Below are 24,771 nucleotides of genomic sequence, written 5' to 3'. Positions count from 1 at the left end.
ATACCCCGCTGGCACACAGTTGGCTCCCCCGGGGCCATGAATGAAAGACCTCTGTATCCCGCGCTGACGGGCTGATAAACAGCCTGAAGCGCGGTCCGAGCTGAACTGGAATTTGGAGAGACTGCGATGAAAGTGCGTGCATCAGTCAAGAAAATGTGCCGGAACTGCAAGATCATCAAGCGCAATGGCGTGATCCGGGTGATCTGCACCGATCCGCGCCACAAACAGCGTCAGGGCTGAGCCTACGCGGCATAAAAGGCGGAAAAAGCCTTGCTAGAGCAGGCAGTTAGCGATTAAAATTGCCCGTTTCGCAAGGCCCGGTTGGTAAATTTTAAGATTTGAACGTTAGGAGTAAGGCTAGATGGCCCGTATTGCAGGCATCAACATTCCGGTGAACAAACATGCGGAGATCGCGCTGACGTCGATTTACGGTATCGGTCGTACCCGTGCCCGGCAGATTTGCGAAGGCGCGGGCATTGATCCGAGCACCAAGATTCGTGAGCTGGATGACAACGCGGTCGAAAGCCTGCGTAACGAAGTCGCCAAACTCAGTGTCGAAGGCGATTTGCGCCGCGAAATATCCATGAATATCAAGCGCCTGATGGACCTGGGCTGCTATCGCGGCATTCGTCATCGCCGTGGTCTGCCGCTTCGCGGCCAACGCACCCGGACCAATGCTCGTACCCGCAAGGGCCCGCGCAAGCCGATTAGAAAATAAGTTCTATTAAATAGGTTTACTGGAATATGGCAACCAAAGCTGGTCGTACACGTAAAAAAGTCAAACGCGATGTCTCGGATGGGATTGCTCACGTCCATGCATCATTTAACAACACGATCGTGACCATCTCCGATCGTCAGGGCAACGCGCTGTGCTGGGCGACTGCCGGTGGCTCCGGCTTCCGCGGTTCTCGTAAGAGCACGCCTTTTGCCGCCCAGGTTGCTGCTGAACGTTGCGGCGAGATGGCGCAGGAATATGGCATGAAAAATCTGGAAGTCTGGGTCAAAGGCCCGGGCCCGGGACGCGAATCCGCCGTACGTGCATTGAATGCAAAAGGCTTTCGTATCACTAATATCGCAGACGTGACACCCATTCCCCATAACGGGTGCCGTCCTCCGAAGAAACGTCGCGTGTAAGCGGGAGAAATACCTTGGCTAAATATATTGGTTCTAAATGCCGCCTGTGTCGCCGCGAAGGCGAGAAGCTGTTTCTGAAGGGCGAGAAATGCTATAGCAGTAAATGCGCGATTGAAAATCGTCCGTTTCCGCCGGGACAACACGGTCAGCGACGTGGTCGTCTGTCTGACTACGCGACCCAGTTGCGTGAAAAACAGAAGATGCGTCGTGCCTACGGCATCATGGAAAAACAGTTCCGTGGCTATTACAAAGAAGCGGACCGTCGCAAAGGTTCCACCGGCGACAACCTGTTGCAGTTGCTAGAATCCCGACTGGATAATGTCGTTTACCGCATGGGCTTTGGTGCTTCACGTTCCGAAGCGCGTCAGCTGGTGCGGCACAATGCCATCACCGTGAACGGGCGCAAGGTGAATATTCCTTCTATGCAGATTCAGGCTGGCGATGTTATTGCCGTTTCTGAAAAATCTCGTAATCAGCTGCGTATCAAGGGCGCCACAGAAGCAGCACAAAATCGTGGCTTTGCCGAATGGCTGGAAGTAGACACGGACAAGTTGACCGGCACCTTCAAGAATGTACCGGAACGCAGTGAATTGCCGACCGACATCAAAGAACATCTGGTTATCGAGCTGTACTCCAAGTAATCAGCTCGCACAGGACCCAGGGACTTTTGGAATATTAAATTGAGAGGACATAGATGACGGCCTCAGTATCAGATTTTCTGACACCGCGAATTGTTGATATTCAGCAAATCAGCGATACCCATGCCAAGGTCACTCTCGAGCCGCTCGAGCGTGGTTTCGGTCACACACTGGGTAATGCACTGCGCCGCATCCTTCTGTCTTCGATGACTGGCGCCGCCATCACCGAAGTGGAAATTGAAGGCGTTTTGCATGAATACACCACCATTGAAGGTGTGCAGGAAGATGTCGTTGATATCCTCCTGAACCTCAAGGGGGTTGCTCTGCGCCTGCACGGTGAACCTGAAGCAACACTGACCCTGAATAAAAAGGGGCCAGGACTGGTGACCGCCGCTGACATGCAGCTTGTGCAAAACGTGGAACTGATTAATCCGGAACATGTTATCGCCAACCTGACCAAGGAAGGCGAGCTGAACATGACACTCAAAGTGACTCGCGGACGCGGTTATGAAGCCGCCAACAACCGTGGCGACGAAGAAGAGGAAGAACGCCCTCTCGGTCGTCTGCAGCTGGATGCCAGTTTCAGTCCAATCCAGCGTGTTTCCTACCTGGTCGATAGTGCCCGTGTTGAACAGCGCACTGATCTGGATAAGCTGATTATCGAGCTGGAAACCAACGGTACGATCGACCCCGAAGAAGCCATTCGTGGCGCGGCGACTATTATGCAGGATCAGTTGTCTGCGTTTGTCGACCTGCGTGGGCGTGAGGAAACCACGCCTGCTGAACAGGAACCGGAAATCGACCCGATTCTGTTGCGCCCCGTCGACGATCTGGAACTGACTGTGCGTTCGGCCAATTGCCTCAAGGCTGAACAGATTTATTATATTGGTGATCTGATTCAACGTACCGAAGTCGAACTGCTGAAAACGCCGAATCTTGGCAAGAAGTCCCTGACTGAAATCAAGGACGTGCTGGCTTCCCGTGGATTATCACTGGGTATGCGCCTGGAAAACTGGCCACCGGCAAGTCTCAAGGAAAAAGAAGCCTGAACCAGGCTTCTGATCATTCAACGAATCGAATTCAGGATTTAGAACAATGCGTCACCGTCAAAGTGGTCGAAAACTCAACCGGAACAGCTCGCATCGCAAGGCGATGTACCGCAATATGTCGGCTTCTCTGTTCCACAATGAATTGATCCGTACCACCTTGCCCAAGGCCAAGGAGTTGCGTCGTACGGTTGAACCGTTGATTACCCTGGCCAAAAAAGACAACGTGGCTAATCGACGTCTGGCATTTAATCGCCTGCGTGATCGGGAAGCTGTTACCAAACTGTTCAATGAACTGGGTCCGCGTTACCAGAACCGTCCCGGCGGTTACATGCGTATACTCAAATGCGGTTTCCGTACTGGTGACAATGCTCCGATGGCCTATGTCGAACTGGTCGACCGTCCGGCGCAGGAATCTCCTGCAGAGGAAACCACGACTGAAAGCGCCGAAGCCTGAACCACGGTTCAGCTTCAGAGCAAAAAAGCCGGGCATTGCCCGGCTTTTTTGTTGTACCGCTGTATCGATAAATAGCAGTAATCCTTGAAATCACTGAATTACACCGAATAGACTGAGAAATTAATACATCGAGTTCAGTGTGTTCGATGTCTTTGGTGGTTAATGACTGATTCGTTGCTTATCCTGACAGCTTCGATTCGATCGCCACGGGTGAGATATGGTTGTTCTGTTTACAGATTTTGGCTATGCCGGACCCTATGTCGGGCAGATGAAAGGCGTGCTGGCCCGGCATGCGCCAAATGTGCCGGTAATCGACCTGATGCACGATGCCCCGGTATACAATCATCATGCCGCGGCCTATCTGCTGGCCGCGCTTGCCTCATCTTTTCCTGATGGGTCGGTATTTCTTTCAGTTGTAGACCCGGGTGTAGGACATCCCGATCGACGGCCGGTTATTGTGCACGCTGATAATCGCTGGTTCGTCGGCCCCGGCAATAGCTTGTTCAACACGGTGATCAAACTGGCCAGTGAAGTCGAGGTCTGGGATATTACCTGGCGTCCTCCGAAACTGTGCGCATCCTTCCATGGTCGTGATCTGTTTGCCCCGGTGGCGGCACAACTATCCCTCGGTCAAATGCCGGAGGCCGAACGAATTTCTTCTACCGACCTGTTGAGTCTCGACTGGCCATCGGACAGGTATGAGATTATTTATTTTGACCGTTACGGTAACGCCATGACCGGTATCCGGGCCGACACGCTCACAAGTGATCAGCAGTTGTTGATCGGCGAACAGAAACTCTATTACACACGCACTTTTTCACTGGCGGAAAAGGGTCGACCTTTCTGGTATCGCAACTCCTCGGGACTGGTGGAACTGGCGATGGACAGGGACAGTCTGCGCGAGCATCTGCAACTCAAGGTAGGTGACAAGGTTGCGATACAGGTTCTAGACTCCAGGTAGGTCCTGGCTGCTAAATAGGTGTTCCGAATACCAGTACAGAGAGATTGCTTCGTCACGTTGTTCCTCGCAATGACCTCTCTATTTTTGGTCATTGCGAGCTAAGCGAAGCAATCTTTTGAACAAAATGATCTGGTATTCGGAACACCTATTTAGAACCTGATCTTCAGGCGCGCTTCCTGCGACGTTTCTGCCGGGCTTCGAGGACCGGTTTGAGATACACGCCGGTATGTGAACTTTTGTGTTCGGCGACTTCTTCCGGGGTGCCGGCGCAGACCAGTTGCCCCCCCTTGTTACCGCCCTCGGGGCCCATGTCGATGATCCAGTCCGCGGTTTTAATTACATCCAGATTATGTTCGATGATCACGATGGTATTACCGTGATCGCGCAGACGGTGCAATACCGCCAGCAGCTGTTCGATATCGTAAAAGTGTAAGCCGGTGGTCGGTTCATCCAGGATGTAGAGGGTGTTACCGGTGTCGCGTTTGGACAGCTCGCGTGCCAGCTTGACCCGCTGCGCCTCGCCGCCGGAGAGTGTGGTGGCGTTTTGCCCCAGTTTCACATAGGTCAGCCCCACGTCCATCAGGGTCTGTAACTTGCGCTTGATGGCCGGCACAGCATCGAAAAAGCTGACCGCATCCTCCACGGTCATCTCCAGCACTTCAAAGATATTCTTGCCTTTGTATTTGATCTCCAGCGTTTCGCGATTATAGCGCTTGCCTTTGCAGACATCGCAGGGGACATAGATATCCGGCAAAAAGTGCATTTCCACCTTGATTACCCCGTCGCCCTGGCACGCCTCGCAACGTCCGCCCTTGACGTTGAAGCTGAAGCGTCCAGGGTTGTAACCCCGGGCGCGTGCCTCCTGGGTGCCGGCAAACAATTCCCGGATCGGCGTGAAAAGCTGGGTATAGGTGGCCGGATTGGATCGCGGGGTACGACCAATAGGGCTTTGATCGATATCCACCACCTTGTCGAACTGGCCGAGGCCGACGATTTTATCGCACGGGGCCGGCTCCTTGCCGGCCTGGTTGATCTCGGCAGCGGCATGCAGGTAGAGGGTATCGTTGATCAGGGTGGATTTACCCGAACCGGAAACGCCGGTGATAGCGGTCATCAGTCCGACCGGGATGTCTATGTTGACCTGCTGCAGGTTGTTACCCCGGGCGCCATGGATCGACAACCAGCGATCGCCGGTCGGGGTGCGTTGATCGGGCACGGCGATAGCTTTTTGGCCGGACAGATACTGGCCAGTCAGTGAATCGGGCGTCGCCATCACCTGTTTCGGGGTGCCCTGGGCGACGATATGACCGCCGTGGGCCCCGGCGCCGGGGCCAATATCCAGTACATGGTCGGCGCTGAGGATCGCCTCTTCGTCGTGTTCTACTACGATCACGGTATTACCCAGATCCCGCAGGTGATAGAGGGTGTTGAGCAGGCGGGTGTTATCACGCTGATGCAGTCCGATCGAGGGCTCATCGAGTACGTACATCACGCCCACCAGTCCGGCACCAATCTGGCTGGCCAGACGGATGCGCTGCGCTTCTCCCCCCGACAGGGTATCGGCACTGCGTTCCAGAGTCAGATATTCCAGGCCGACGTTGACCAGGAAATTGAGCCGCAGGGTGATCTCCTTGAGGATTTTCTCGGCGATCTTGCCGCGGCGCCCGGGCAGCTCGAGAGTGCTGAAAAATTCATGCGCCGTATCGATGGGCAGGGCGGTGACATCAGGCAGGGTTTTGTCAGTAACAAACACATGCCGTGCCTGGCGGTTGAGACGGGTGCCGTGGCACTCGGGACAGGGCTGGTTGCTCAGATACTTGGCCAGTTCCTCGCGCACCACGTTGGACTCGGTCTCGCGATAACGGCGCTGCATGTTGGGAACCACGCCTTCGAACGGCTGTCGCTTTTTATGCTCACCGCCACGCTCGTTAAAATAGACAAACTCGATCTTCTCCTCACCGCTGCCATACAGAATGATTTGTTGCAGGGATTCGGGCAGATCCTCGTAGGCGGTATCCATGTCGAAATCATAGTGGCGCGACAGGGACAGCAACATCTGGAAGTAATAGACATTGCGGCGATCCCAGCCGCGGATCGCCCCGGCGCCGAGACTCAGCTCCGGATGGCTGACCACCCGCTGGGGATCGAAATACTGGCGCATGCCCAGGCCGTCGCAGCCGGGGCAGGCGCCGGCGGGATTGTTAAACGAGAACAACCGCGGTTCCAGCTCACTCAGTGAATAACCGCAGATCGGGCAGGCATAATTGGCGGAGAAGACCAGCTCCTCCTGGTCGGTATCCATATAGGCCACCCGGATCACACCGCCGCCCAGGTTCAGCGCGGTTTCGATGGAGTCGGCCAGCCGGGTCTTCAGGTCGGCGCGCACCTTGAAGCGATCCACTACCGCCTCGATGGTGTGCTTGCGCCGTTTGTCCAGTTGGGGCAGGTCATCCAGCTCGACTACCTTGCCATCGACCCGGGCGCGGATATAGCCTTCGGCGCGCAGGGTATCGAAGACCTGCTCGTGCTCGCCCTTGCGCTCGTCGATGACCGGTGCCAGCAGCATTAATTTGGTGCCTTCGGGCAGCGCCAGGATGTGATCCACCATCTGACTGACGGTCTGCGCATCGAGTATGGTGTCGTGATCCGGGCAGCGCGGCTCACCGGCACGGGCAAACAGCAGACGCAGATAGTCGTATATTTCTGTGATGGTGCCGACCGTGGAACGTGGATTGTGTGAGGTCGATTTTTGCTCGATGGAAATGGCCGGCGAGAGGCCCTCGATGTGATCCACATCGGGTTTTTCCATCACCGACAGGAACTGACGGGCATAGGCGGACAGCGATTCCACATAGCGGCGCTGGCCTTCGGCATAAATGGTGTCAAAGGCCAGGGAGGACTTGCCGGAGCCGGACAGGCCGGTAATCACGATCAGCTTGTCGCGCGGCAGCGCCAGGTCGATATTCTTGAGATTGTGGGTGCGTGCACCCTTGATATGGATGGTGTCCATTCAGACTTCCTGCTACAGCCAAACACACTACTATACGACGTTTACACCACAACGGGGAAGCGCGGTATTACCTTACCGGTTGTTCCTGTTTCCCGGCCGGATGGTTCCTGATAACATCCAACGCTTTACCGATAGTCTGATTACGGCTATCCCGCAGACTCTTGATCCGGACTCTCCTGATTACCGATGTACGATAACGCGATGACCAAAGGCGAGCGGCGCATAGCGCTGGTCCTGGCCGGGGTATTTTCCTCCCGCATGCTGGGGTTGTTCATGATCCTGCCGGTCTTCACCCTTTACGCCGAAGCACTGCGAGGCTATACCCTGACCCTGGCCGGACTGGCTATCGGGATTTATGGCCTGACCCAGGCCCTGTTGCAGATCCCGATGGGGCTACTCTCCGATCACATCGGCCGTAAACCGGTGATTGTCGCGGGGCTGCTGGTCTTTGCCCTTGGCAGTATCATTGCCGCTGCCTCCGACTCGATCTGGTGGGTCATCCTCGGCCGCGCACTGCAGGGAGCCGGGGCCATCGCCAGCGCGGTGCTGGCTCTGGCGGCAGACCTGACCCGGGAGGAACACCGACTCAAGGTCATGGCTCTGATTGGCATCAGTATCGGGCTGTCCTTCGCCCTGGCCATGGTGATCGGGCCGCTGCTACACGGCTGGTTCGGCGTGCCGGGCATTTTCTGGAGCACCGCCGCTCTGGCCGCCCTGGCCATCGGGCTGGTATGGCGGGCGGTGCCCCGCCCGGTGAGTGTGCGCTTTCATCGGGACACGGAAGTCGAGCCGGCTTCGCTGGGCAAGGTCCTGCGTGACACCCAGCTGCTGCGCGTCAACGCCGGGATTTTCATCCTGCATCTGCTGCTGATGGCCAATTTCGTGGTGGTTCCGGGCCTGCTGGAGAATCGTTTCGGACTGCCCGGCGCCAGCCACTGGCAGGTCTATCTGCCGGTGTTGCTGTTGTCGATGCTGGTGATTATGCCGTTTATTTTCCTGGCCGAGAAAAAACGCATGGTAAAACAGATACTTGTGTTTGCCGTGGGGCTGATGCTGGCGGTTCAGGCGGGCCTGGCGGCGGGCATCGACTCTATGGCCGGCATGGTCTTCGTGCTATGGTTATTCTTTGTGGCGTTCAATCTGCTGGAGGCCAGTCTGCCGTCCCTGGTCGCCAAACTGGCGCCAGCGACCCGCAAAGGCACGGCGATGGGCGCCTATACCACGGCCCAGTTTCTGGGCGTATTTGTCGGCGGGGCGGCCGGCGGCTGGCTGGCGGATCACTATACGCTGACCAGCCTGTTCCAGTTTAATATGGGGCTGGCCGGGATCTGGCTGCTGCTGGTGCTCAGCATGCATCAGCCACCCTATTACAGCAGCCAGTTGCTGAATGTCGGCAGCCTGGATGAGCAGCAGGCCGAGGAACTGGTCGGTAAACTGAGCGCGGTACCGGGCGTGATCGAGGCGATCATTGTCGCCGAGGAGGGCGTTGCCTACCTCAAGGTCGACAAACCGAAACTGGATCAAAGCGCGCTGTTTGCCTATTCGGTGACAGCGCAAAGCTGAATATCAGCATCAACATTGCACGAGGGGAGAGGACGAACATGGCAAGGGGTATCAATAAAGTCATTCTGGTGGGAAATCTGGGACGCGATCCGGAAGTGCGCTATTCCGCCAACGGCGCAGCGATTGCGAATGTGTCAATCGCTACCTCCGAAAGCTGGAAAGACAAGAATACCGGCGAGCAGGTAGAGAAGACCGAATGGCACCGGGTCGTTATGTTTCGCCGTCTGGCCGAAATTGCCGGCGAATACCTGAAAAAGGGTTCCAAGGTCTATATCGAAGGCAAACTGCAGACCCGCAAGTGGCAGGGCCAGGACGGTCAGGATCGCTACACCACCGAGATCGTCGCCAACGAAATGCAGATGCTCGACTCGCGCGGCGGCAGTGCCAGTTTTGATAATAACTACGGCAGTGGCAGCAGTAGCCAGGGTCAGGGGGGCAGCAGTGGCGATAGCCAGCCCGAGCCGGTTCCTATGGGTGACTTTGACGACGATATCCCGTTTTAGCGGGATGTTTTGAAAAACACAAAACCCCGCATAAAGCGGGGTTTTGTGTTAATGGCGGGTGTTGGCAGAAAAGAGGCCGGTTAATAACCGCGCTTACCCTGGCCGGAGTCTTTACCGTCCCCCATACCCTGGCCCTGTTCCATACCCCGGCCACGGTTCTGGCCCTCTTCCATGCCCCGGCCGCGATTCTGGCCCTTTTCCATACCCCGGCCGCGTTCCATTCCCTGACCACGTTCACCGTCGCGGTTCATCATCCTGCCGCGCTGGCCGGGTTCCTCGGGCAGCTCAACTCCCCGTTCCTCGGCCCGTTGCTGCATGCGTTCATGGTGTTCTTCACGAAAGGCTTCGCGTTCCTCTTCCGACTCCATGTTACGCATTTGCTCACGATGTTCAGCTCGTTCCTCCTCGCTCATCAGCTGCTGGCCGTAAATCGGGGCATCCGCATTCTGGGCCAGTGCGAATGGTGCACTCAGGAACAGGGCGAGTAATAGCGGAATATGCCTGGTAAGATAGTGTTGCATAATGTTCACCTCCCGGTGAAAGTAAGAAAGGACAGTAAAGCATAGAAGTGGCCAGGATACCGTGCAAGGTGAGCAAAATAGTCAGTGCACCGGCATTGTGAGCTATAGACCGTTAGTTTATGGTTTAAGCAGGAAATATCCCATGCTTGGAATATGGCTGAACTGAAACCGCAAACGTCCCGTAACCCGCTGCACGAAGGGTATCTCTGGCCTTCGGCGGATTACGACCAGCAACTGGCCGGGGTGCGCGAGGCAATTGGCCGGACGGTTTATCTGGTGCGCCTCGATTTCAGTGATATCAACCTCTCCGTCACGCTGGAGAACAAGGCTGTGACTCTGCTGGAGGTGGTGAACTTTCCCGCCCCCGATCCCGCCCGCCGGTTATATCCGCATATGCTGATCCTGTCAGATGGCCGAGGCATCAACCTGGGGCATATCGCTCGCCTGAGTTGCGATCAGGCCTTTAGCCCGAAACCGGAACAGATCGTTTATCAGCAGAAGGTGCTGCTCCATCACTGGCTGTTTCGCGAACGGCGACTCTCGCCACAAACGATCCGGCATACCAGTCAGGTACAATTGGCCCGAATACTGGGTCGCATCGAGCCCCGGCAGCTGGAATGATGAGCGGATAAACGTTCCGGCATCACGCCGCAGATTGCCCGGGTTGCGTCTGGGTCCCGGAATGTGCCCGGCAAAAGTCTATTAGTATGAACAGCGCCTGCATTGGATTATCTACCGATATGCGGTAAAGTTTTGATTAAAAATTGAGGGCAGTTGAAAGCGATAACAATAATCTGCTCCTTACTCACACAGGCCGCGCCAAGATGGCTATGCAACATAATAAATTAATCAGAATGCCGTTTCACCGACCACGTCCAGCCGTTTGTTATTGAAATTACGGGTATAGCGTGAAGCATATTATTTCAACACTATTGATGATTTTTCTCCTGCTGTCTCTGTCAGTGACACAAGTTGTCGCGCAGGATGGGAACACGCCCGATAAAGATTGTTCTGATGATGCGCCGAATTGCGAAGAAGAGAACGTTTCTCCGTTGGACGAACACTCAAAAGACGGCAAACCGTTTTTTTCCTTTCTAGATAAACCTCAGGATGTGATGTCCACCGGCCTGACCGGTATGACTACTTACATGGATGAGTTTTTTGCCGAGGAACGGGTTTTTTATGACAAGACCGGCAGCTATCTCCGTCTCACGGCCGATACCGTCTTCGACAAAAACGGGGAAATTGGTTATGTGGGTGATGTTAAATTAAAACTACGTTTGCCGCGAACTGAAGAAAAGTTGAAACTGACCTTTGAAAGCGATCCGGAAGAACAACGGGACACTCTCGACAGAATACAGGAGGATTCCCCCGAGCAAGCTGCACGGAACCGGGACTATTATGGAGGTATTCAGACAACCCTGGGCGATGAGAGAAAATGGCGCTTCAACCCTTCAATTGGCGTCAAGTTTGACAAGCCTATCGACATTTTTCTGCGCCTGCGCATGGATCGTAATTACAAAACCGGTGACTGGTTATTCAGACCAAGCCAGACGTTCTACACGTTCAAGGAAAAGGGATTCGGCTCGGATACCGCGTTTCAGCTGGATTATCAATTAACTGACAACGTGCTGTTTCGCTCCTCGAGTTTTATACGCTATCAGGACGAAAACGATTATTTCGAACCCAGCCAGGTCTTTTCCCTGTTCCACAGTCTTAGCAGTCGCCGCGGTGTAACCTATCAGCTCGGGGTCTACGGGGTGAGCGAGCCTGCCTGGCAGGCTACGGATTATCTGGCCCAGCTGCGTTATCGCCAGAATATTCATTCCAACTATTTGTATGTCGAACTGATTCCCAGGGCGGTTTACCGACGCGATAATGATTTCGAATCTGAACACTCATTGACCCTGCGGCTGGAAATGGTACTGGAAGGTTGACCGGCCTATCGGCGCTGGAAGATCAGAAAATAATTTTCCTCAAGGAGGGGCAGGTCGCGTTCAAGCTCGAAGCCGGCATCGGTCACCTCGTCAATCACCTGATCTTTATTGGCCCGTACATGCGACATCACCCAGGATGAGCTGCGTCCCGGCTGTTTGCGAAAATCGATAATTGCCAGTTTCCCGCCGGGACGTAATGCCCGGTGAATCGACGCCAGCATGTCCCCGGGGTATTCGAAATGATGATAGGTGTCACTCAGAAAAACCCAATCCACGCTTTGTTCGGGCAAGCGGGTCGATTTTTGATCGTTAACAACCCCCTCGACATGATTCAATCCCTGCTCACGGGAGGTGCGCAGCACATTCTCGACAAAATTTTCGGCAATATCCACCGCGTACACCTTGCCGGTATCTCCCACCTGTTTGGCAAACAGCCGGGTAAACAGTCCGGTGCCGGCCCCGACATCCGCAATCCGTATACCCGGTTCAAGTTCCAGTGCGTCGACAATCGCGTGCCGCCGGTCATACACCTCGCGACCCGGTCGTTCGAAAGTACTTTGCCAGCGTTCAAAATCGGGATCCTGGTAATGGCGGTTGATGTCGGGGTTGACGCTCTCCTGTGCATTCAGCGGACTTGTGGCGGGCAGCAGCAGCGTCAGACCGAGAAGCATGCCGGTGAAAAATCGGGCGGCGTGTTTCAGAATGTTGTGGTACATGGCAGCCGTTCGGGGTTGCGGACCTGGTTCAATTAAAGCACAGGCCCGGCTGTCCGGCTACGGGCTGTCCGTTGCCGGCTCGCTGTCGGCAACCCGGGTCTGTTCGCGGGAGGGGGATTTGGCTGTTTCGATCAGAGTCTGGATATCGGCGTTGGCGACAACCTGCTGGAGCCAGGCCTGTACCGCTTCGCGTTGCAGCTGGCGGCGCAGCACGGGCCGGGCCTCGTCGTAGCTCATCGGTTTGGCCTCACGCCGATCCTCGACCCTGGCGATATGCCAGCCGAATTTTGTTTTAAAGGGTTGCGAGGTTTCACCAACCTTCAGATTTTTCGCGACCGCCTCAAATTCGGGATCCAGGCTGCCGGGCAGCACATAACCCAGATCGCCACCGCGCAGCCCGGTTTGCTCATCCAGCGAAAACAGCCTGGCCAGTTCATCAAACGGGCGTTCTTCCAGGGCCTTGTAGACGATATCGGCCTCTTTTTCATCCTGTAAAAGAATATGTCGGACGTGGTATTCGGTTTTACCTTCCAGTGATTCGGCAAGTTCGGTGTAGCGCTGTTTTATGCTCTCCTCTTTTACCAGCTGTGGCGCCAGTTGCTCCAGCAGAGCCTGTTTGGCAATCCGATTGGCCGATTTTTCCATTAACGCACGCAGTTCCGGTCGGTCGGTTAATGCATTTTCATCGGCGATTTTGCGCACCAGGCGATCTTCGGCCAGGTTCAACAGGGCCGTTTCATAGACTTCCTGTGGAATGTTTTCCAGGCGGCCCCACTCGAGCAGCTGTTCGCGACTGGCCAGATCCTGAAGGTAAGGCAGAAACTCTGACTTGCGAATACTTTCATTGTTGATGTAGGCGATCGTCGGATCGTTCCGGGATACATTCGCACTGGCTGCGGGCTCCTGACTGGCCACGGAGTCCAGGGGCGGATACCAGGGGTTAAAGAGATAAGCGACGGAGACAGTCGCGACAGCGAGTATACCGGTGAGTATGTTGCGTTTTGATGTCATTTCGATCCCTGAAAATAGTAAGTAAAACCTAATCGGATGGTGTTGATATCCCGTTGGGTATCGGTACGCACGTCAACCGTGGTGGTCCCGATGGTAATCGTTGACTCGGTAGACTCTTCAATGGTGCCGTAACCAATCCATTCGACATTGATTGAATAGTGATTGCCAAGACGATACTCGATACCGAGGCCATAATTGAGCCGATTATCGGTAAATTTGTCAAGCCGGCTGACGCCCAGCAAACCATAGAATTCATACGGGGCAAATTCGTAGCCCAGCTTCAGACTGGTGCTATATAAAAGGTCGTTATCAAGCTGTGTCAACGCCAGTTCGGGGGCCCAGTAATAGCGGTGTGTCAGACGGCGCTTGTACTTGTACCCCGCTCGAAAACCGGCCTCGGTGAAGCTCTCGCTCGATTTCCCGTAAGAGGTCGGGCTGGATGTCGATGTGGTGACGCTTGATGTATCCAGCTCGTGGCTTACAACATCGGCGCCAAGATAGAACCCGCTGCCTGCTTTAACTGTAACGGGGAACTGTATAAATAAGAATAGAACAAGAGCGTGATATCCATATCGCATGCGACATCCTGTTTGCCTGATTGAATCCAATCCTTATAAAATAATCGAAACGCCATGGATGCTCAATCATTATTGTTCCCGCTAACCGATGGATCGGTCATGAAAATCAGACTCCTGCTCGTCTTTCTCATCTACCTTGTGCTCTCTCCGGCCGTCCGTGCCGTGCCGCCCGACGCGGTGATCGAACAGCAAAGCGAACAGTTGTTGCGTGAGCATCAGCGTCAACTCATGATGGAAGAGCGCGAGCGTAACCTCGAAGAACTGGAGCGCTTGTTAACGCCGATTGAACCACCGACTCCCGAAGTGGCACCAGAGAAGGAAGTCCCGCAGCCGTGTTTTGATATTACCCGGATTGAATTGCGTGGCGCCGATAACCTGTTTGAATTTGAAAAACAGGCGCTGATCGAGCCGTACCTGAATCGCTGCCTGACCGCGCAGGATATCGATAAGTTGCGGGTCGATATCGATCGCTATTATATCGAGCAGGGCTGGATTCTGACCCGGGCCTATCTGCTGCCGGGCCAGAATCTCAAGGAAGGGGTGCTGATATTCAAGGTGCTGGAAGGCAAAATCGATCGCATCGAGCTGAATGACAATAGTCTGGGCGATCGTTTACAGGCCTCTATGGCCTTCCCGGGCATGCAGGAGGAGGTGGCCTATATCCGGGATATCGAACAGGGGCTGGAGCAGATCAATCGGCTGGCTTCCAACCGTGCCACCATGGACATTGTGCCGGCAAAGGAGAAACCCGGCTACGGCAATCTTGTCATCAGCAATCAGCCAGAGAACCGTTTCCGCTACTACGCCGGCTACCATAACCTGGGGGCACAAAGCACGGGGCAGGAGCAGGGCAGCCTGACGGCCGACGTGGACAATCTGCTTTATCTCAACGACAACTGGCGGCTCTCGGCCAGTGAATATACCGGCAACGACACCGAACAGCAGGACAGCGACAGCGTTAGTCTCAACCTGAGCATCCCCTATGGTTACTGGACCCTGCAGCTCAACAGCGCCCGGTCCACCTACCTGACAACCATTCGCGATACCAGCGGTGATTTTCGACTGAGTGGCGACGCCACCACCCATCAACTTGCGGCCTCACGGGTGGTGCATCGCGACAAGTACAGCAAGACCAGCTTCGGCGTCGATCTGACCCACAAGGACAACAATACGTTCCTCGAAGATGTCCGCCTCGATACCAGCTCCCGCAAGCTGACGATCGTCACTCTCGATGCCCGGCACATGTCGCGCCGGCCCGGTAAATTGTGGCTGTTCAATCTCTCCTATTCCCGGGGCATGGATCTGTTCGATGCGGTCAGGGACGGTCCCGTTCGGGATGACAATGTCCCCCGCGGCCAGTTCGAGCGCTGGGGCGTGGATGTCTCGACCGTGCTGGATCTGGACTGGCTCGGTAACGGCTGGTCCTATCGGGGCATCCTCGCCGGCCAGTACGCCCGCGATCCGCTGTTCGGATCCGAGCAGCTCAGCCTGGGAGATTCGGGCAGCGTACGCGGTTTTCGCAACAGCCCGGTGGCCGGCGATTCGGGCATCTACCTGCGTAACGATCTGGTCTGGCAACCGGCGCCGGACCGCCGCTGGTGGAAGGGACTGCGTCTGTCGCTGGGTGTGGACGGCGGCCTGGTGCGGGCAAAAAATGACAACATTGCCAACTCGGGGGAGGGTGATGCCGTGCTCACCGGGCTGGCGCTGGGCGTGCAGCACTCCCTGGGCTGGGCCCGGCATCAGCACCTGAGCTGGTCGGCCACCTGGGCGGTGCCGCTGAGCCATCCCGATTATATCCAGCCGGACTCGTCGGTGTTTTATGCCCAGCTGAACTGGAAATGGTGGTAAGTCGCGACGACAGGGAGCGGTAATATTTTCCGCGACTGAATTCACACACTCACATAAGTTGTGCTATCTTTGCGGTACCGGGTCCGGTAATCCCCCCAATTACCGACGTCAAGGAGACGACCCGGAAAAACGGCTTCCTCGCAAGTCGACAATAACCGCCACGACCGGCTACCAGTGAGAATGCTCAGATGGATCTGACTTTACTGCGCAAACTACCTGTTTTTTTCACCGCCGTACTGTACAGCGGCCTGACTACCTGGACCGGGCTGGCCCACGCGGACGGCATTGTCGCCGACGGCGGTACCGCCACCACGGTCGATCAGGTCGGGCAGACCGACGTGGTCAATGTCGCTACCCCGTCCGGGCAGGGCGTCTCGCATAATACCTTCGACCGCTATGACATCGATCAGCACGGCGCGGTGCTGAATAACTCGCGTGTGGATGGCACTTCGGCGCTGGCCGGGGAACTGCAGGCCAACCCGAACCTGAGCGGCGGCAGCGCCCGCATTATTCTCAACGAGGTCACCAGCAATCGCCGCAGTGATCTGGAAGGCATGACCGAGCTATTCGGCGACAACGCCCGCTACATTCTCGCCAACCCCAACGGCATCACCTGCGACGGCTGCGGCTTCATTCGCACGCCCACGGCCGCGGGCGATACGGGGAACCGGCTGGAGCAGGTCCTGCTGAGTACCGCCACCCCGTCGCTGGACACACTGGGCGACACACCCGTGCATTTGCAGGTGGATGAGGACAACAACGCCCGCCTGATCATCGGACAGGGCGGCCTGGACGCCGGCAATGTCGATATCACCACCCTGCTGACCCGCCGGGCCGAGATCAACGGCCTCATCGACGCGCTGGACGGCGAGTTGCAGCTGTATGCCGGTGCCGGCAGCCTGGACATCAACCAGGATGGCAGCGCCAGCTGGCAGGCGATGGACGGGGCCGATAATCGCCCGACGGTCGCCATCGATGCCGCGGCCGCCGGGGCGATGCACGCCGGGCAGATCTTCATCCAGTCCACCGATGAGGGAACCGGCGTCACCCTGCCGCCCGATCTGATCAGCACCCGGGACATTCGCATCAGCGCCGCCGGCGACATCGTGTATACCGATGCCGAGGCCCGGGGCGGACAGGTGCAGGTAACGGCCAGTGGCGCCGGTGCCACGCTCACTGCTCATGGCACAACCCGTGCCGGTGACGATGTGGTACTTGATGCCGCCGACGATATCGAGGTCGGCTCGATTCTCGCGGGCAACAACATTATCGTTACCAGCCGCAACGGTCAGGTCGCGGCACGCGATGCCACCGCCAGCGGCGATGTCACGGTGACAGCCGAAGACGCTGTGCAGTATCGGCATATCACCGCCAGTAGCGGGGACGTGACAGTAACCACCGCCAGTGACACGGCCCGCATCCGCACCACCGGCCACACCCGTGCCGACGATACCCTGACCTGGAACATCAGTGGCCCCAAGGCTGTCGTGGCCGCCGGCACCGGTGGCCTGGAAGCCGGCGCCATCGTGCACTTCAACTGTGTCAGTGGCGAGGGCACCTGCGCGCTGACCAGCCTGCGTGATCTGAACCTGAGTGCCACCACTGTCGAGACTCATGCCGACATCACGACCACGGCAGGCAACGATCTGCGTATCGACGCCAACCTGGACAGTGCACGGGCTATTACCAGCGGCGGGCGGTTGGCGATTACCGCCCGCGATAGCGATATCCGCAGTCAGGGCCGGCTGGCCGCCGCCGGCGATATGACCCTGACCGCCGCCGCCAACAGCGAGATCCGCCTGGAGGGGGAATTGCATGGTGGCGGCGAACTCTATCTGCGCGGCGCGGGCACCTACCGGCATACCGATAGCGGTGATTTTCAGCTGGCCGGCGACTGGCACATCGATCTGTTCGGGCTGACCAACGAGGGCATCCTCTCGGATCTGCACGACGGCACGCTGCATGTCAGCCACCTGGATAACCGGGGGCTGATCGAAAACCAGGCGGCCCTCATCCTGCAGGTCGATGACACGCTCGATAACAGCGGTATCCTCGCCTCCCTCGAAGGGGCCGTGGATATCGGCCACAGTCAGGCCGGTCAGTCGACCCGGCAGATCAACAATCGCGGCATCATCACCGCCATCGACCTGACCAGCAACCAGACCGGTGATACCGGTATGATTCTGGATCCGGCCGCGCTGATCCAGGAGCACACCCGGGCCATTCTCGCCGGCGAACAGCGCAGCGCCGCCGATCTGACCGAACGGATTAATACCGCCAACGCCGAACTGATTGCCGAGCTGAATCTCAACGCGGAGGTCACCGGCGTGCTCAATATCGATGCGACCTCGCTGACCAACCAGGCCGGCGGGCGTATCAGCGGCAGCGATCTCAATCTCGACATCGACACCCTCAATAATTACGGTGGCCAGCTGCTGGCCGGGCGCAATCTCACCCTCAACGGTGGCGAACTCAATAACACCTATGCCGGCGATATGTTCGGGATCATGAGTGCCGCCAACCAGCTAACCCTGAACCTGGATCGGGCGCTGCTCAACAGCGGCATTATCGACGGCAAGAACGTCAGTATCTTTGCGCCGCAACAAACCAACACCGGCAGCGGCCACAGCCTGGCCAGCCTGCGCGGCGCAAGCCTCTCCACGGAAAGTAACATCGATACGCTGACAGCCCAGCCCTGGTTCGACGCCGCGGACGCCAACAGCCGCTACCAGTATGAGTTCCGTCGCCTGTATGGCAATCAGTTGCTGCAGTCGGATCTGACCCGGCTCACCGAGGCCTTCCTGCAGGCCAACAATGTCCACCTGGATGCCGACCACCGCCTGATCGGCGACGATGTCTACCTGGCGCAACTGCTGATGCAGACCCTGCGTAGCCGCGGCGGTGTTCCGTTTGTCACCGGGGATCGGGACGGCCTGCGCCAGCTGGCAACCCTGTACAGCAATACCCACGATTACCTGCGGCGGACCGGCCTGCGTTTCGGCCAGATGCCTTCGCGCCTGCAGCGCGAGGCGCTGAATGCTCCGGTGCTGATCTTCACCGCCCGCAGCGAACCCGATGGCCGCCAGGTCTATATTCCGCAACTGCTGATGCCGGACGATCACGGCCGCATCAACCCGCGCGCCGAGCAAATCAATACCCGGATACTGGCGCATCAGAACCTGTTGTTGCAGGGCGAACGCATCAGCGTTGACGATGCGGATCTGATCGCCGGCGATAACCTGGTGATCGAAGCGACCGACCTGGATATCAAGGGCACGCAACGCAACTGGTACGTCGATGCCTTGGGCCAGGTTCAATACCGCACCGCCACGGTCGAAGCCGGCAACAACCTGCTGGTGACCCTCAAGGGCAATTATGTACAAAACGGTGCGCGGGTGCTGGCCGGCAACCAGATCGCCGTGCAGGCCAAACGTATCGATATCACCGAACAACGCAGCCGGGCACAACAACAGGTCAAATCGCAACGCCGTCTTGCCGGCTACAACCCCTGGCAGGGACTCATGAGCCTGAGCCGGCAGCGGGCCGGTGATCGCTTTACCCTGCAGCGCTGGGGATACCGCCGCACGTCAAACATGTCAGCGGCCCGCGCCCGGCAATTCAGCTCAATGCGGGGCAACATGACCTATTACGCCGGCAGCGATAACCGGCCCAACATGCAGGCGCAGAGCGTCTTGCTGGTGGCGAAGGACGACCTTACGCTCACCCGGGCGGATATTCGTGCCAGTGGTCAGCGGAATGAACAGCATCACTACGCGAGAGGCGGTGGCCAGCATGATAATGATTATGGCAATGCCGGCGGCCTGACCCTGATCGCCAACAACGGCAGCATTACCAACAGCGGAAGTTATTTGCAGGGCGAGCGCATCACCATGCAGGCCGGTAAAGACATCACCAACCGGAGCCTGATGTCAGTGCACAACAACCGCGCCGTGCGATATCGGTCTTATGAGTCCTATTACGACGATAACGATACTCGCCAGCGTCGTTTTCAGGAAACCGATATTCGCTCGCAACGGGTGGAGATCGATGTGGCCCGCATCGACGCCGGCGAAGGCGGCCTGATCCAGGTCGCCGGCGAGGATATCCAGAACCTGGGCACGCAAATCACCTCCGCCGGCGACATCATCCAGAAAGCCGACGGCGATATCACCAACCGCAGCCTGGCCCGGCGCTATCTGCAGCAGCAGGTCCGGGATCATCGAAGTATCGCCCGCGGCTATGATCGCCGAAACAACACCCTTTACTCGGTGGCGACCCAGCAGACCCGCCTGCAGGCTGAAGGCGACATCCTGCAACAGTCCGGCCAGCGGGTTCGCAACATCGGCGCCCGCCTGCAGGCCGATGGCGATATCCTGCAACAGGCCCGAACCGGTATCGAGAACACCACGCTGCTGGCCACCGGCAAGCGGGTCGAAAAACGTGATCGGTATCAGCGGCGGATTAACGATGATGACTATGGGTACGGGTGGCGCAGAAACCGTTCTGAATACCAGAACACCAACAAAACCGACATCATCCGCTACGACCAGATCAACACCCTGCAGGCCGGCGGTGACATCATTGCCCGGGTCGAGGAAGGCGACTATCACAACAGCGGTAACCTCAACGCCGGTGGCGATGTCCTGATCGCGGCTCGCGATATTCGTAATACCCGCCTCGCCCCCGGTCGGCGCAATAACAAAACCGTACTGGATACCGGCCGGATCCGCTCGGGCGGGGATACCATTCTGACCGCCGAGCGCCACATCACCGATACCGCCGGGCGTTACAACGCCGGGGGCAACATCCTGCTGCAGGCCGAAGGCAATATCACCCAGAACGCCATTCGCGTGCGCCGCGATCACACCCGGCAAATCGATCGCGGCTGGTACTGGTACGGCACCCGCAAAACCACCGACATTCGGCATACCGCCGGCAGCTTCAACGCCGACGGCGGTGTCAGCCTTAATGCCGGGGACAGGCTTACCCTGGCCGGCAGCGATATCCGCGCCGATAACATTGAGCTGCGCGGCAAGGATATTCAACTCAACGCCCTGCGCCAGTATCGCCAGACCGTTACCCGCAACGGCGCTTACAAGATAAACCGCCGCATCCGTCACGACGTGGTCAACCTCAACAGCCGCGGCAGCACCCGGGTCCAGGCCGATAACGACCTGACCACCTACGGCAGCGTGCTGCAGGCCGGCACCGGCGGGGAAGGGGATCTCATTCTCAATGCCGGTGATGACATGCGTCTGCTGGGCGTCAACGACGAAGACTATAGCTACTACTACCGCAAGCAGAAGAAGAGCTTCGGCCGCAGCAAAACCTGGATCCGTGAGCGGCGCAACGTCCGCCTGGCTGAGACCCAACTGCGCAGCGGCGGCAACCTGCTGATCAACGTGGACAGCGACGGCACACGCAACAGCGGCAAGGTGGTGCTGGAAGGCACCCGCATCGACGTCGACAAGGACATCATGGTGTACGCCGGCGATTCGCTGAACATGCTCTCGGGCATCGAGTACAGCAACCGGCGAAACGAATACCACAAAAGCGGCTTCGGCGGTTGGTCCAAATCCGGTAGCGTGAACAAGCAACGTGCCCGCCGCCTGGGCCATGCCGAGGTCAACAGCGGCGGCGACACCATCCTGCTCTCCGGGGGTGACATCAACGTCGTCGCCGGCGAAATCACCGCCGACAACATCGTTGCCGACGCCGGTTACCAGACCGAAGACGACGACAAACAGGCCAGCATCAATATTATCGGTGAGAGAGAAGCGCTGGCGCGGTTTGATCATAAATACGACCGCTCTTTCAGTTTCGATATTGAAGACGGGTTTCTGAGTTTTGCCGAGGAGCGCCATGACAAGCACTGGAAAGTAGATGAGAATTACGTTGGTTCAACACTTCAGGCAGGGAGGGATATCCGGCTTGACGCTACCGGTGATATCAACATTGTTGGCTCTGAGCTTGGTGCGGGCCATGATCTGACGCTGGCGGCGACTAATGTTCGGGTCTCGGCTGGTCACGATTATTCTCTAGATAAAGAAGAGCACACTCTCAAGCGTGTGGGCATGGAGGTCAAGTTCGATGGCAATGGAATGAACTCGTTTGCCGGCTTGGAGACCAGGACTAATATTGATGAGTACATAGTTGATGATATTTACCTCAGCCTGCTTCAAGCCGGCAACGACATACGGATCGCCGCCGGCGGTGAGATTCATCACGACGCCGGCGATGTCTTCGCAGGCGGCAATATCGATTTCATGGCAGTTAATGCCATCCGCCTTGACAGTGATCAAAGCATTGAAACCACTCGCCACGTCGAGACATTGCGCCGTGTCGGGATCAGTGCCGGTCTGCAGCATAATTTGAAAGATAGCAAAGAGGCGCTGAGGGCTGCCGCCGATGGTGATGATGTCGTGAGTGACGTGAGCGGAACCCTGCAGGCTGTGGATACTATCGATAATTTCCTGTCTGGCCCAACAGCCAATGGATTTGCTGGCACTGTGGTCACGACGACAACGAATGTTGAGAGTTCGACGCTGGTACGCGGTGTAAATGTTCAGGCTGGTGGTGATATCAACCTGGAGGCCGGCGGGGACCTGCAAATGTACAGTGCGCAGCTGATGGCCGCAAAGAAACTGCGTTTGCGCGGCCAGAAAGTCAATATTGAGGCCGCCAAAAACGGCTACCTGCAGGACGTTGATTATCGTACCGAACGCTACGGCCTTATCATTAATGCTCAGAAGAATTCAGCCAGTGCTGGCTTCGGGGGTGGCTTTGCCGAGCAGGAAAACGAATATCTTACCGATAGTGCCCAGGCTAGCGTGCTATACGTTGGCGGCACTGTCGATATTAGCGCGACGCATGATTTGACTATTCGTGGCAGCGATTTGAATGCAGATCAGGATATCAGTCTGGTCGCTGGGAGGAACATTCATCTTGGCGCGCTGATGTTGGAGAGTCGTTACCATGAGAAAGGTCGCAGCGGTGGTGGTGAGGTCGGGATTGCCGCTACCGCCGGCGAGGGAGGCACCGCGATCGGTGGTTATGCCAGCGTCAATCTTGGCCGAAACGATCTGGATCGGAATGACCGTCGTGTCCGCAATAGCCATGTGACCGCCGGTGATCGGCTGACAATACATAGTGGTCGCGATACCGGCATGCTGGGTGCGACCGCTGAGGCCAGTCATATCGCTCTCGACGTTGGCCGCGACCTGACTGTGGCATCCCTGCAGGATACCGGTCGGGCCCAGGGTAAGCGTATCGACGGTAGCCTGCGCGTGGTGGGTGGTATCGGCACGTCGGTTTCCGGTTCCCTGGGCTATGGCAAGACCGACGGTGACAAGGCCTGGGTGGCGGAGCAGACCCGTCTTATCGCACGTCAATCTATGGAGGCGCGCATTGAGGGCCACACCCAACTCGACGGTGCTGTGATCGCCACTGACAGTGGCGATCTCATGTTGGATACCGGCACGCTGGGTTTTCGCGATCTAGACGATCGGGATCGGGAGACATCGTATTATGCTAGCGTCAGCCTTAGTTTCAGCGGCGAGCGCGGCGACAACCCGGGCCAGCAGCTGGATAACCAGATGACCGACCAGCCTGTGCGTTCCGGTCGGCAGCCAGACGGATCTGGCGGTCTAGGTGGGACTTTCTCCGGTTACTACAGCAATCATGATCGCCGCCAGATCAACCGTGCAACCCTGGGTGAAGGCGCGGTCGTCGTGCGGGCGGATCAGTTTTCTGGGCAGGACAGTACCACCGGGTTGAACCGAGACCTGTCCCGGTCACAGGAGACCACACGAGACGACCAGCGTGAGACGAAACTGTATGTAAGTGACAGTTCAGTTCGATCGATGAAGGGCATGTTTGTCAGGGATGACCCCCGCACGAGAGAGAACGAGAATACCTTCGGGCGCTGGAAGGACGAATTTAATGAATACGGTCGCAACACGGTGCGTACCTATCACCAGCTCAATAAGCTGGGCAAGATCGAAAGCGACAACGCCTTCATCAGCAGCATGAGCAAGATCGTCAAGGACTACAATGACAGCGTGGACTGGCTTGACGGCTTTGGTGTGGTCAGCACTGGTCTAATGTCCGGGGTGAAGAACCACGGAGGACTCATGGGCCAGGTACCGGCTCTGATCGTGGGTGACCAGTTATACTATCGCGTCCGGGCGCCACTGATTGTCGACGAGAAAACCGGCAAACTGATCATCGACCCGGAAAGGGTTGAGATACTTGGCGAGGTCGAGCGGCCCGAAGACGGCGACCATATCTTCACCAACGGCATCCAGAATTCCATGGATGAGGCGACCCGCAATAGTGCCATGCAGACCGGTGCGATCGAGTTTGTCCTGGCATACAATCCCGAGCACGGGCTTCTGGGCGACGGATTGGAGACTGCGTGGGATATGTACGCCGGCGGCCTGATCTCCTCGGGCAATGCGCGTCAGCTACGTGGATTCTTCCAAAAAGGAGTTGATAGAAATCACAGTTTCAACTTCGCTGGCCATAGCCAGGGCGGCTTGATTACCTATCGGGCGATGGACGGGCTGGACTTCACCAATGGTGGGAGCATAGAGCAGACCGGTACTGTGCTGTTGTCGGGGGCACCGGTGAATCATAAGAAATTCTTCCAAGTTGCAAGTGATGCGGGATTTGTGGTGGGTAACAAGGATACCAATCCCGCGGAACATCGAGTGGTATTTCAGGTCAACCGTCCGGAAAATCAAACCACTTTGTTTGGCACAAAAGTGGTCGATTCCGTGGCAGATATGCCATTGCTTGGCAACAATTACGATCGCAACACTCCTGGAGCACTCCTCGACAGCAT

At 57.1% G+C, this 24,771-nt stretch carries 18 protein-coding genes; 13 read left to right on the top strand and 5 right to left on the bottom strand.

Annotation, left to right across the window (positions count from 1 at the left end; all coding sequences use genetic code 11):
• Positions 1-126: 126 nt before the first annotated feature.
• From rpmJ to R6U90_RS06575, 7 genes are all read left to right on the top strand, one after another.
• A complete protein-coding gene (rpmJ, locus tag R6U90_RS06605; RefSeq protein ID WP_310693154.1) occupies positions 127-240 on the top strand; it encodes a 50S ribosomal protein L36 in 114 nt (37 codons plus the stop codon).
• A 121-nt stretch (positions 241-361) separates the two neighbouring features.
• Positions 362-718 (top strand): 30S ribosomal protein S13, encoded by a 357-nt coding sequence (gene rpsM / locus R6U90_RS06600; protein ID WP_410351879.1) that lies wholly within the window; start codon positions 362-364, stop codon positions 716-718.
• Between the two features lie 26 nt (positions 719-744).
• Positions 745-1,134 (top strand): 30S ribosomal protein S11, encoded by a 390-nt coding sequence (gene rpsK, locus R6U90_RS06595; protein ID WP_310693152.1) that lies wholly within the window; start codon positions 745-747, stop codon positions 1,132-1,134.
• Positions 1,135-1,148: 14 nt separating this feature from the next.
• Positions 1,149-1,775: a 30S ribosomal protein S4 gene (rpsD, locus tag R6U90_RS06590; RefSeq protein WP_410351878.1), complete on the top strand. Its 627-nt coding sequence runs from the start codon at positions 1,149-1,151 to the stop codon at positions 1,773-1,775.
• Positions 1,776-1,828: 53 nt separating this feature from the next.
• A complete protein-coding gene (locus R6U90_RS06585) occupies positions 1,829-2,821 on the top strand; it encodes a DNA-directed RNA polymerase subunit alpha (protein ID WP_410351877.1) in 993 nt (330 codons plus the stop codon).
• Between the two features lie 46 nt (positions 2,822-2,867).
• A complete protein-coding gene (gene rplQ / locus R6U90_RS06580) occupies positions 2,868-3,275 on the top strand; it encodes a 50S ribosomal protein L17 (protein ID WP_410351876.1) in 408 nt (135 codons plus the stop codon).
• Between the two features lie 217 nt (positions 3,276-3,492).
• The gene (locus R6U90_RS06575) at positions 3,493-4,236 is read left to right on the top strand and encodes an S-adenosyl-l-methionine hydroxide adenosyltransferase family protein (RefSeq protein ID WP_410351875.1); all 744 of its coding nucleotides are present in this window, start codon (positions 3,493-3,495) and stop codon (positions 4,234-4,236) included.
• 163 nt (positions 4,237-4,399) lie between these two features.
• Here R6U90_RS06575 and uvrA read toward each other — a convergent pair whose 3' ends face one another.
• Positions 4,400-7,246 (bottom strand): excinuclease ABC subunit UvrA, encoded by a 2,847-nt coding sequence (gene uvrA / locus R6U90_RS06570; RefSeq protein ID WP_410351874.1) that lies wholly within the window; start codon positions 7,244-7,246, stop codon positions 4,400-4,402.
• 186 nt (positions 7,247-7,432) lie between these two features.
• Here uvrA and R6U90_RS06565 point away from each other — a divergent pair, with 186 nt between their 5' ends.
• Together R6U90_RS06565 and ssb are read left to right on the top strand one after the other, a co-directional pair.
• Positions 7,433-8,809, top strand: a complete 1,377-nt coding sequence (locus tag R6U90_RS06565) for an MFS transporter (protein ID WP_410351873.1) — start codon at positions 7,433-7,435, stop codon at positions 8,807-8,809.
• A 38-nt stretch (positions 8,810-8,847) separates the two neighbouring features.
• The gene (gene ssb, locus R6U90_RS06560; protein WP_410351872.1) at positions 8,848-9,312 is read left to right on the top strand and encodes a single-stranded DNA-binding protein; all 465 of its coding nucleotides are present in this window, start codon (positions 8,848-8,850) and stop codon (positions 9,310-9,312) included.
• Positions 9,313-9,392: 80 nt separating this feature from the next.
• Here the strand turns inward: ssb and R6U90_RS06555 are convergent, their stop codons facing one another.
• Entirely contained in the window at positions 9,393-9,833 is a 441-nt protein-coding gene (locus tag R6U90_RS06555) for a hypothetical protein (RefSeq protein WP_410351871.1), read from the bottom strand.
• A 153-nt stretch (positions 9,834-9,986) separates the two neighbouring features.
• On the opposite strand from R6U90_RS06555, the gene R6U90_RS06550 reads away from it, so the two are divergent.
• Both R6U90_RS06550 and R6U90_RS06545 read left to right on the top strand, forming a co-directional pair.
• The gene (locus R6U90_RS06550) at positions 9,987-10,454 is read left to right on the top strand and encodes a hypothetical protein (RefSeq protein WP_410351870.1); all 468 of its coding nucleotides are present in this window, start codon (positions 9,987-9,989) and stop codon (positions 10,452-10,454) included.
• A 494-nt stretch (positions 10,455-10,948) separates the two neighbouring features.
• Positions 10,949-11,770 carry a hypothetical protein gene (locus R6U90_RS06545; protein ID WP_410351869.1) on the top strand — a complete coding sequence of 274 codons (822 nt, stop codon included), beginning with the start codon at positions 10,949-10,951 and terminating at the stop codon, positions 11,768-11,770.
• A gap of 5 nt (positions 11,771-11,775) precedes the next feature.
• On the opposite strand, the gene R6U90_RS06540 is transcribed toward R6U90_RS06545, so the two are convergent.
• The 3 genes from R6U90_RS06540 to R6U90_RS06530 are packed head-to-tail and all read right to left on the bottom strand — an operon-like array spanning position 11,776 to position 14,075.
• Positions 11,776-12,486 carry a class I SAM-dependent methyltransferase gene (locus tag R6U90_RS06540; protein ID WP_410351868.1) on the bottom strand — a complete coding sequence of 237 codons (711 nt, stop codon included), beginning with the start codon at positions 12,484-12,486 and terminating at the stop codon, positions 11,776-11,778.
• A gap of 57 nt (positions 12,487-12,543) precedes the next feature.
• The gene (locus R6U90_RS06535; protein ID WP_410351867.1) at positions 12,544-13,497 is read right to left on the bottom strand and encodes a peptidylprolyl isomerase; all 954 of its coding nucleotides are present in this window, start codon (positions 13,495-13,497) and stop codon (positions 12,544-12,546) included.
• On the bottom strand, positions 13,494-14,075 hold the full coding sequence (locus R6U90_RS06530) for an outer membrane beta-barrel protein (RefSeq protein ID WP_410351866.1): 582 nt from the start codon (positions 14,073-14,075) through the stop codon (positions 13,494-13,496). Before R6U90_RS06530 ends, R6U90_RS06535 begins: the two co-directional genes overlap by 4 nt.
• A 99-nt stretch (positions 14,076-14,174) precedes the next feature.
• On the opposite strand from R6U90_RS06530, the gene R6U90_RS06525 reads away from it, so the two are divergent.
• Together R6U90_RS06525 and R6U90_RS06520 are read left to right on the top strand one after the other, a co-directional pair.
• Positions 14,175-15,926, top strand: a complete 1,752-nt coding sequence (locus R6U90_RS06525; RefSeq protein WP_410351865.1) for a ShlB/FhaC/HecB family hemolysin secretion/activation protein — start codon at positions 14,175-14,177, stop codon at positions 15,924-15,926.
• A gap of 188 nt (positions 15,927-16,114) precedes the next feature.
• The coding region (locus tag R6U90_RS06520) for a hemagglutinin repeat-containing protein (protein WP_410351864.1) at positions 16,115-24,771 on the top strand (8,657 nt) is incomplete at its 3' end.

Source organism: Thiohalophilus sp., assembly GCF_046483665.1.
Classification (GTDB): Bacteria; Pseudomonadota; Gammaproteobacteria; order UBA6429; family Thiohalophilaceae; genus Thiohalophilus.
This window is presented reverse-complemented; position numbering and strand designations above follow the sequence as displayed.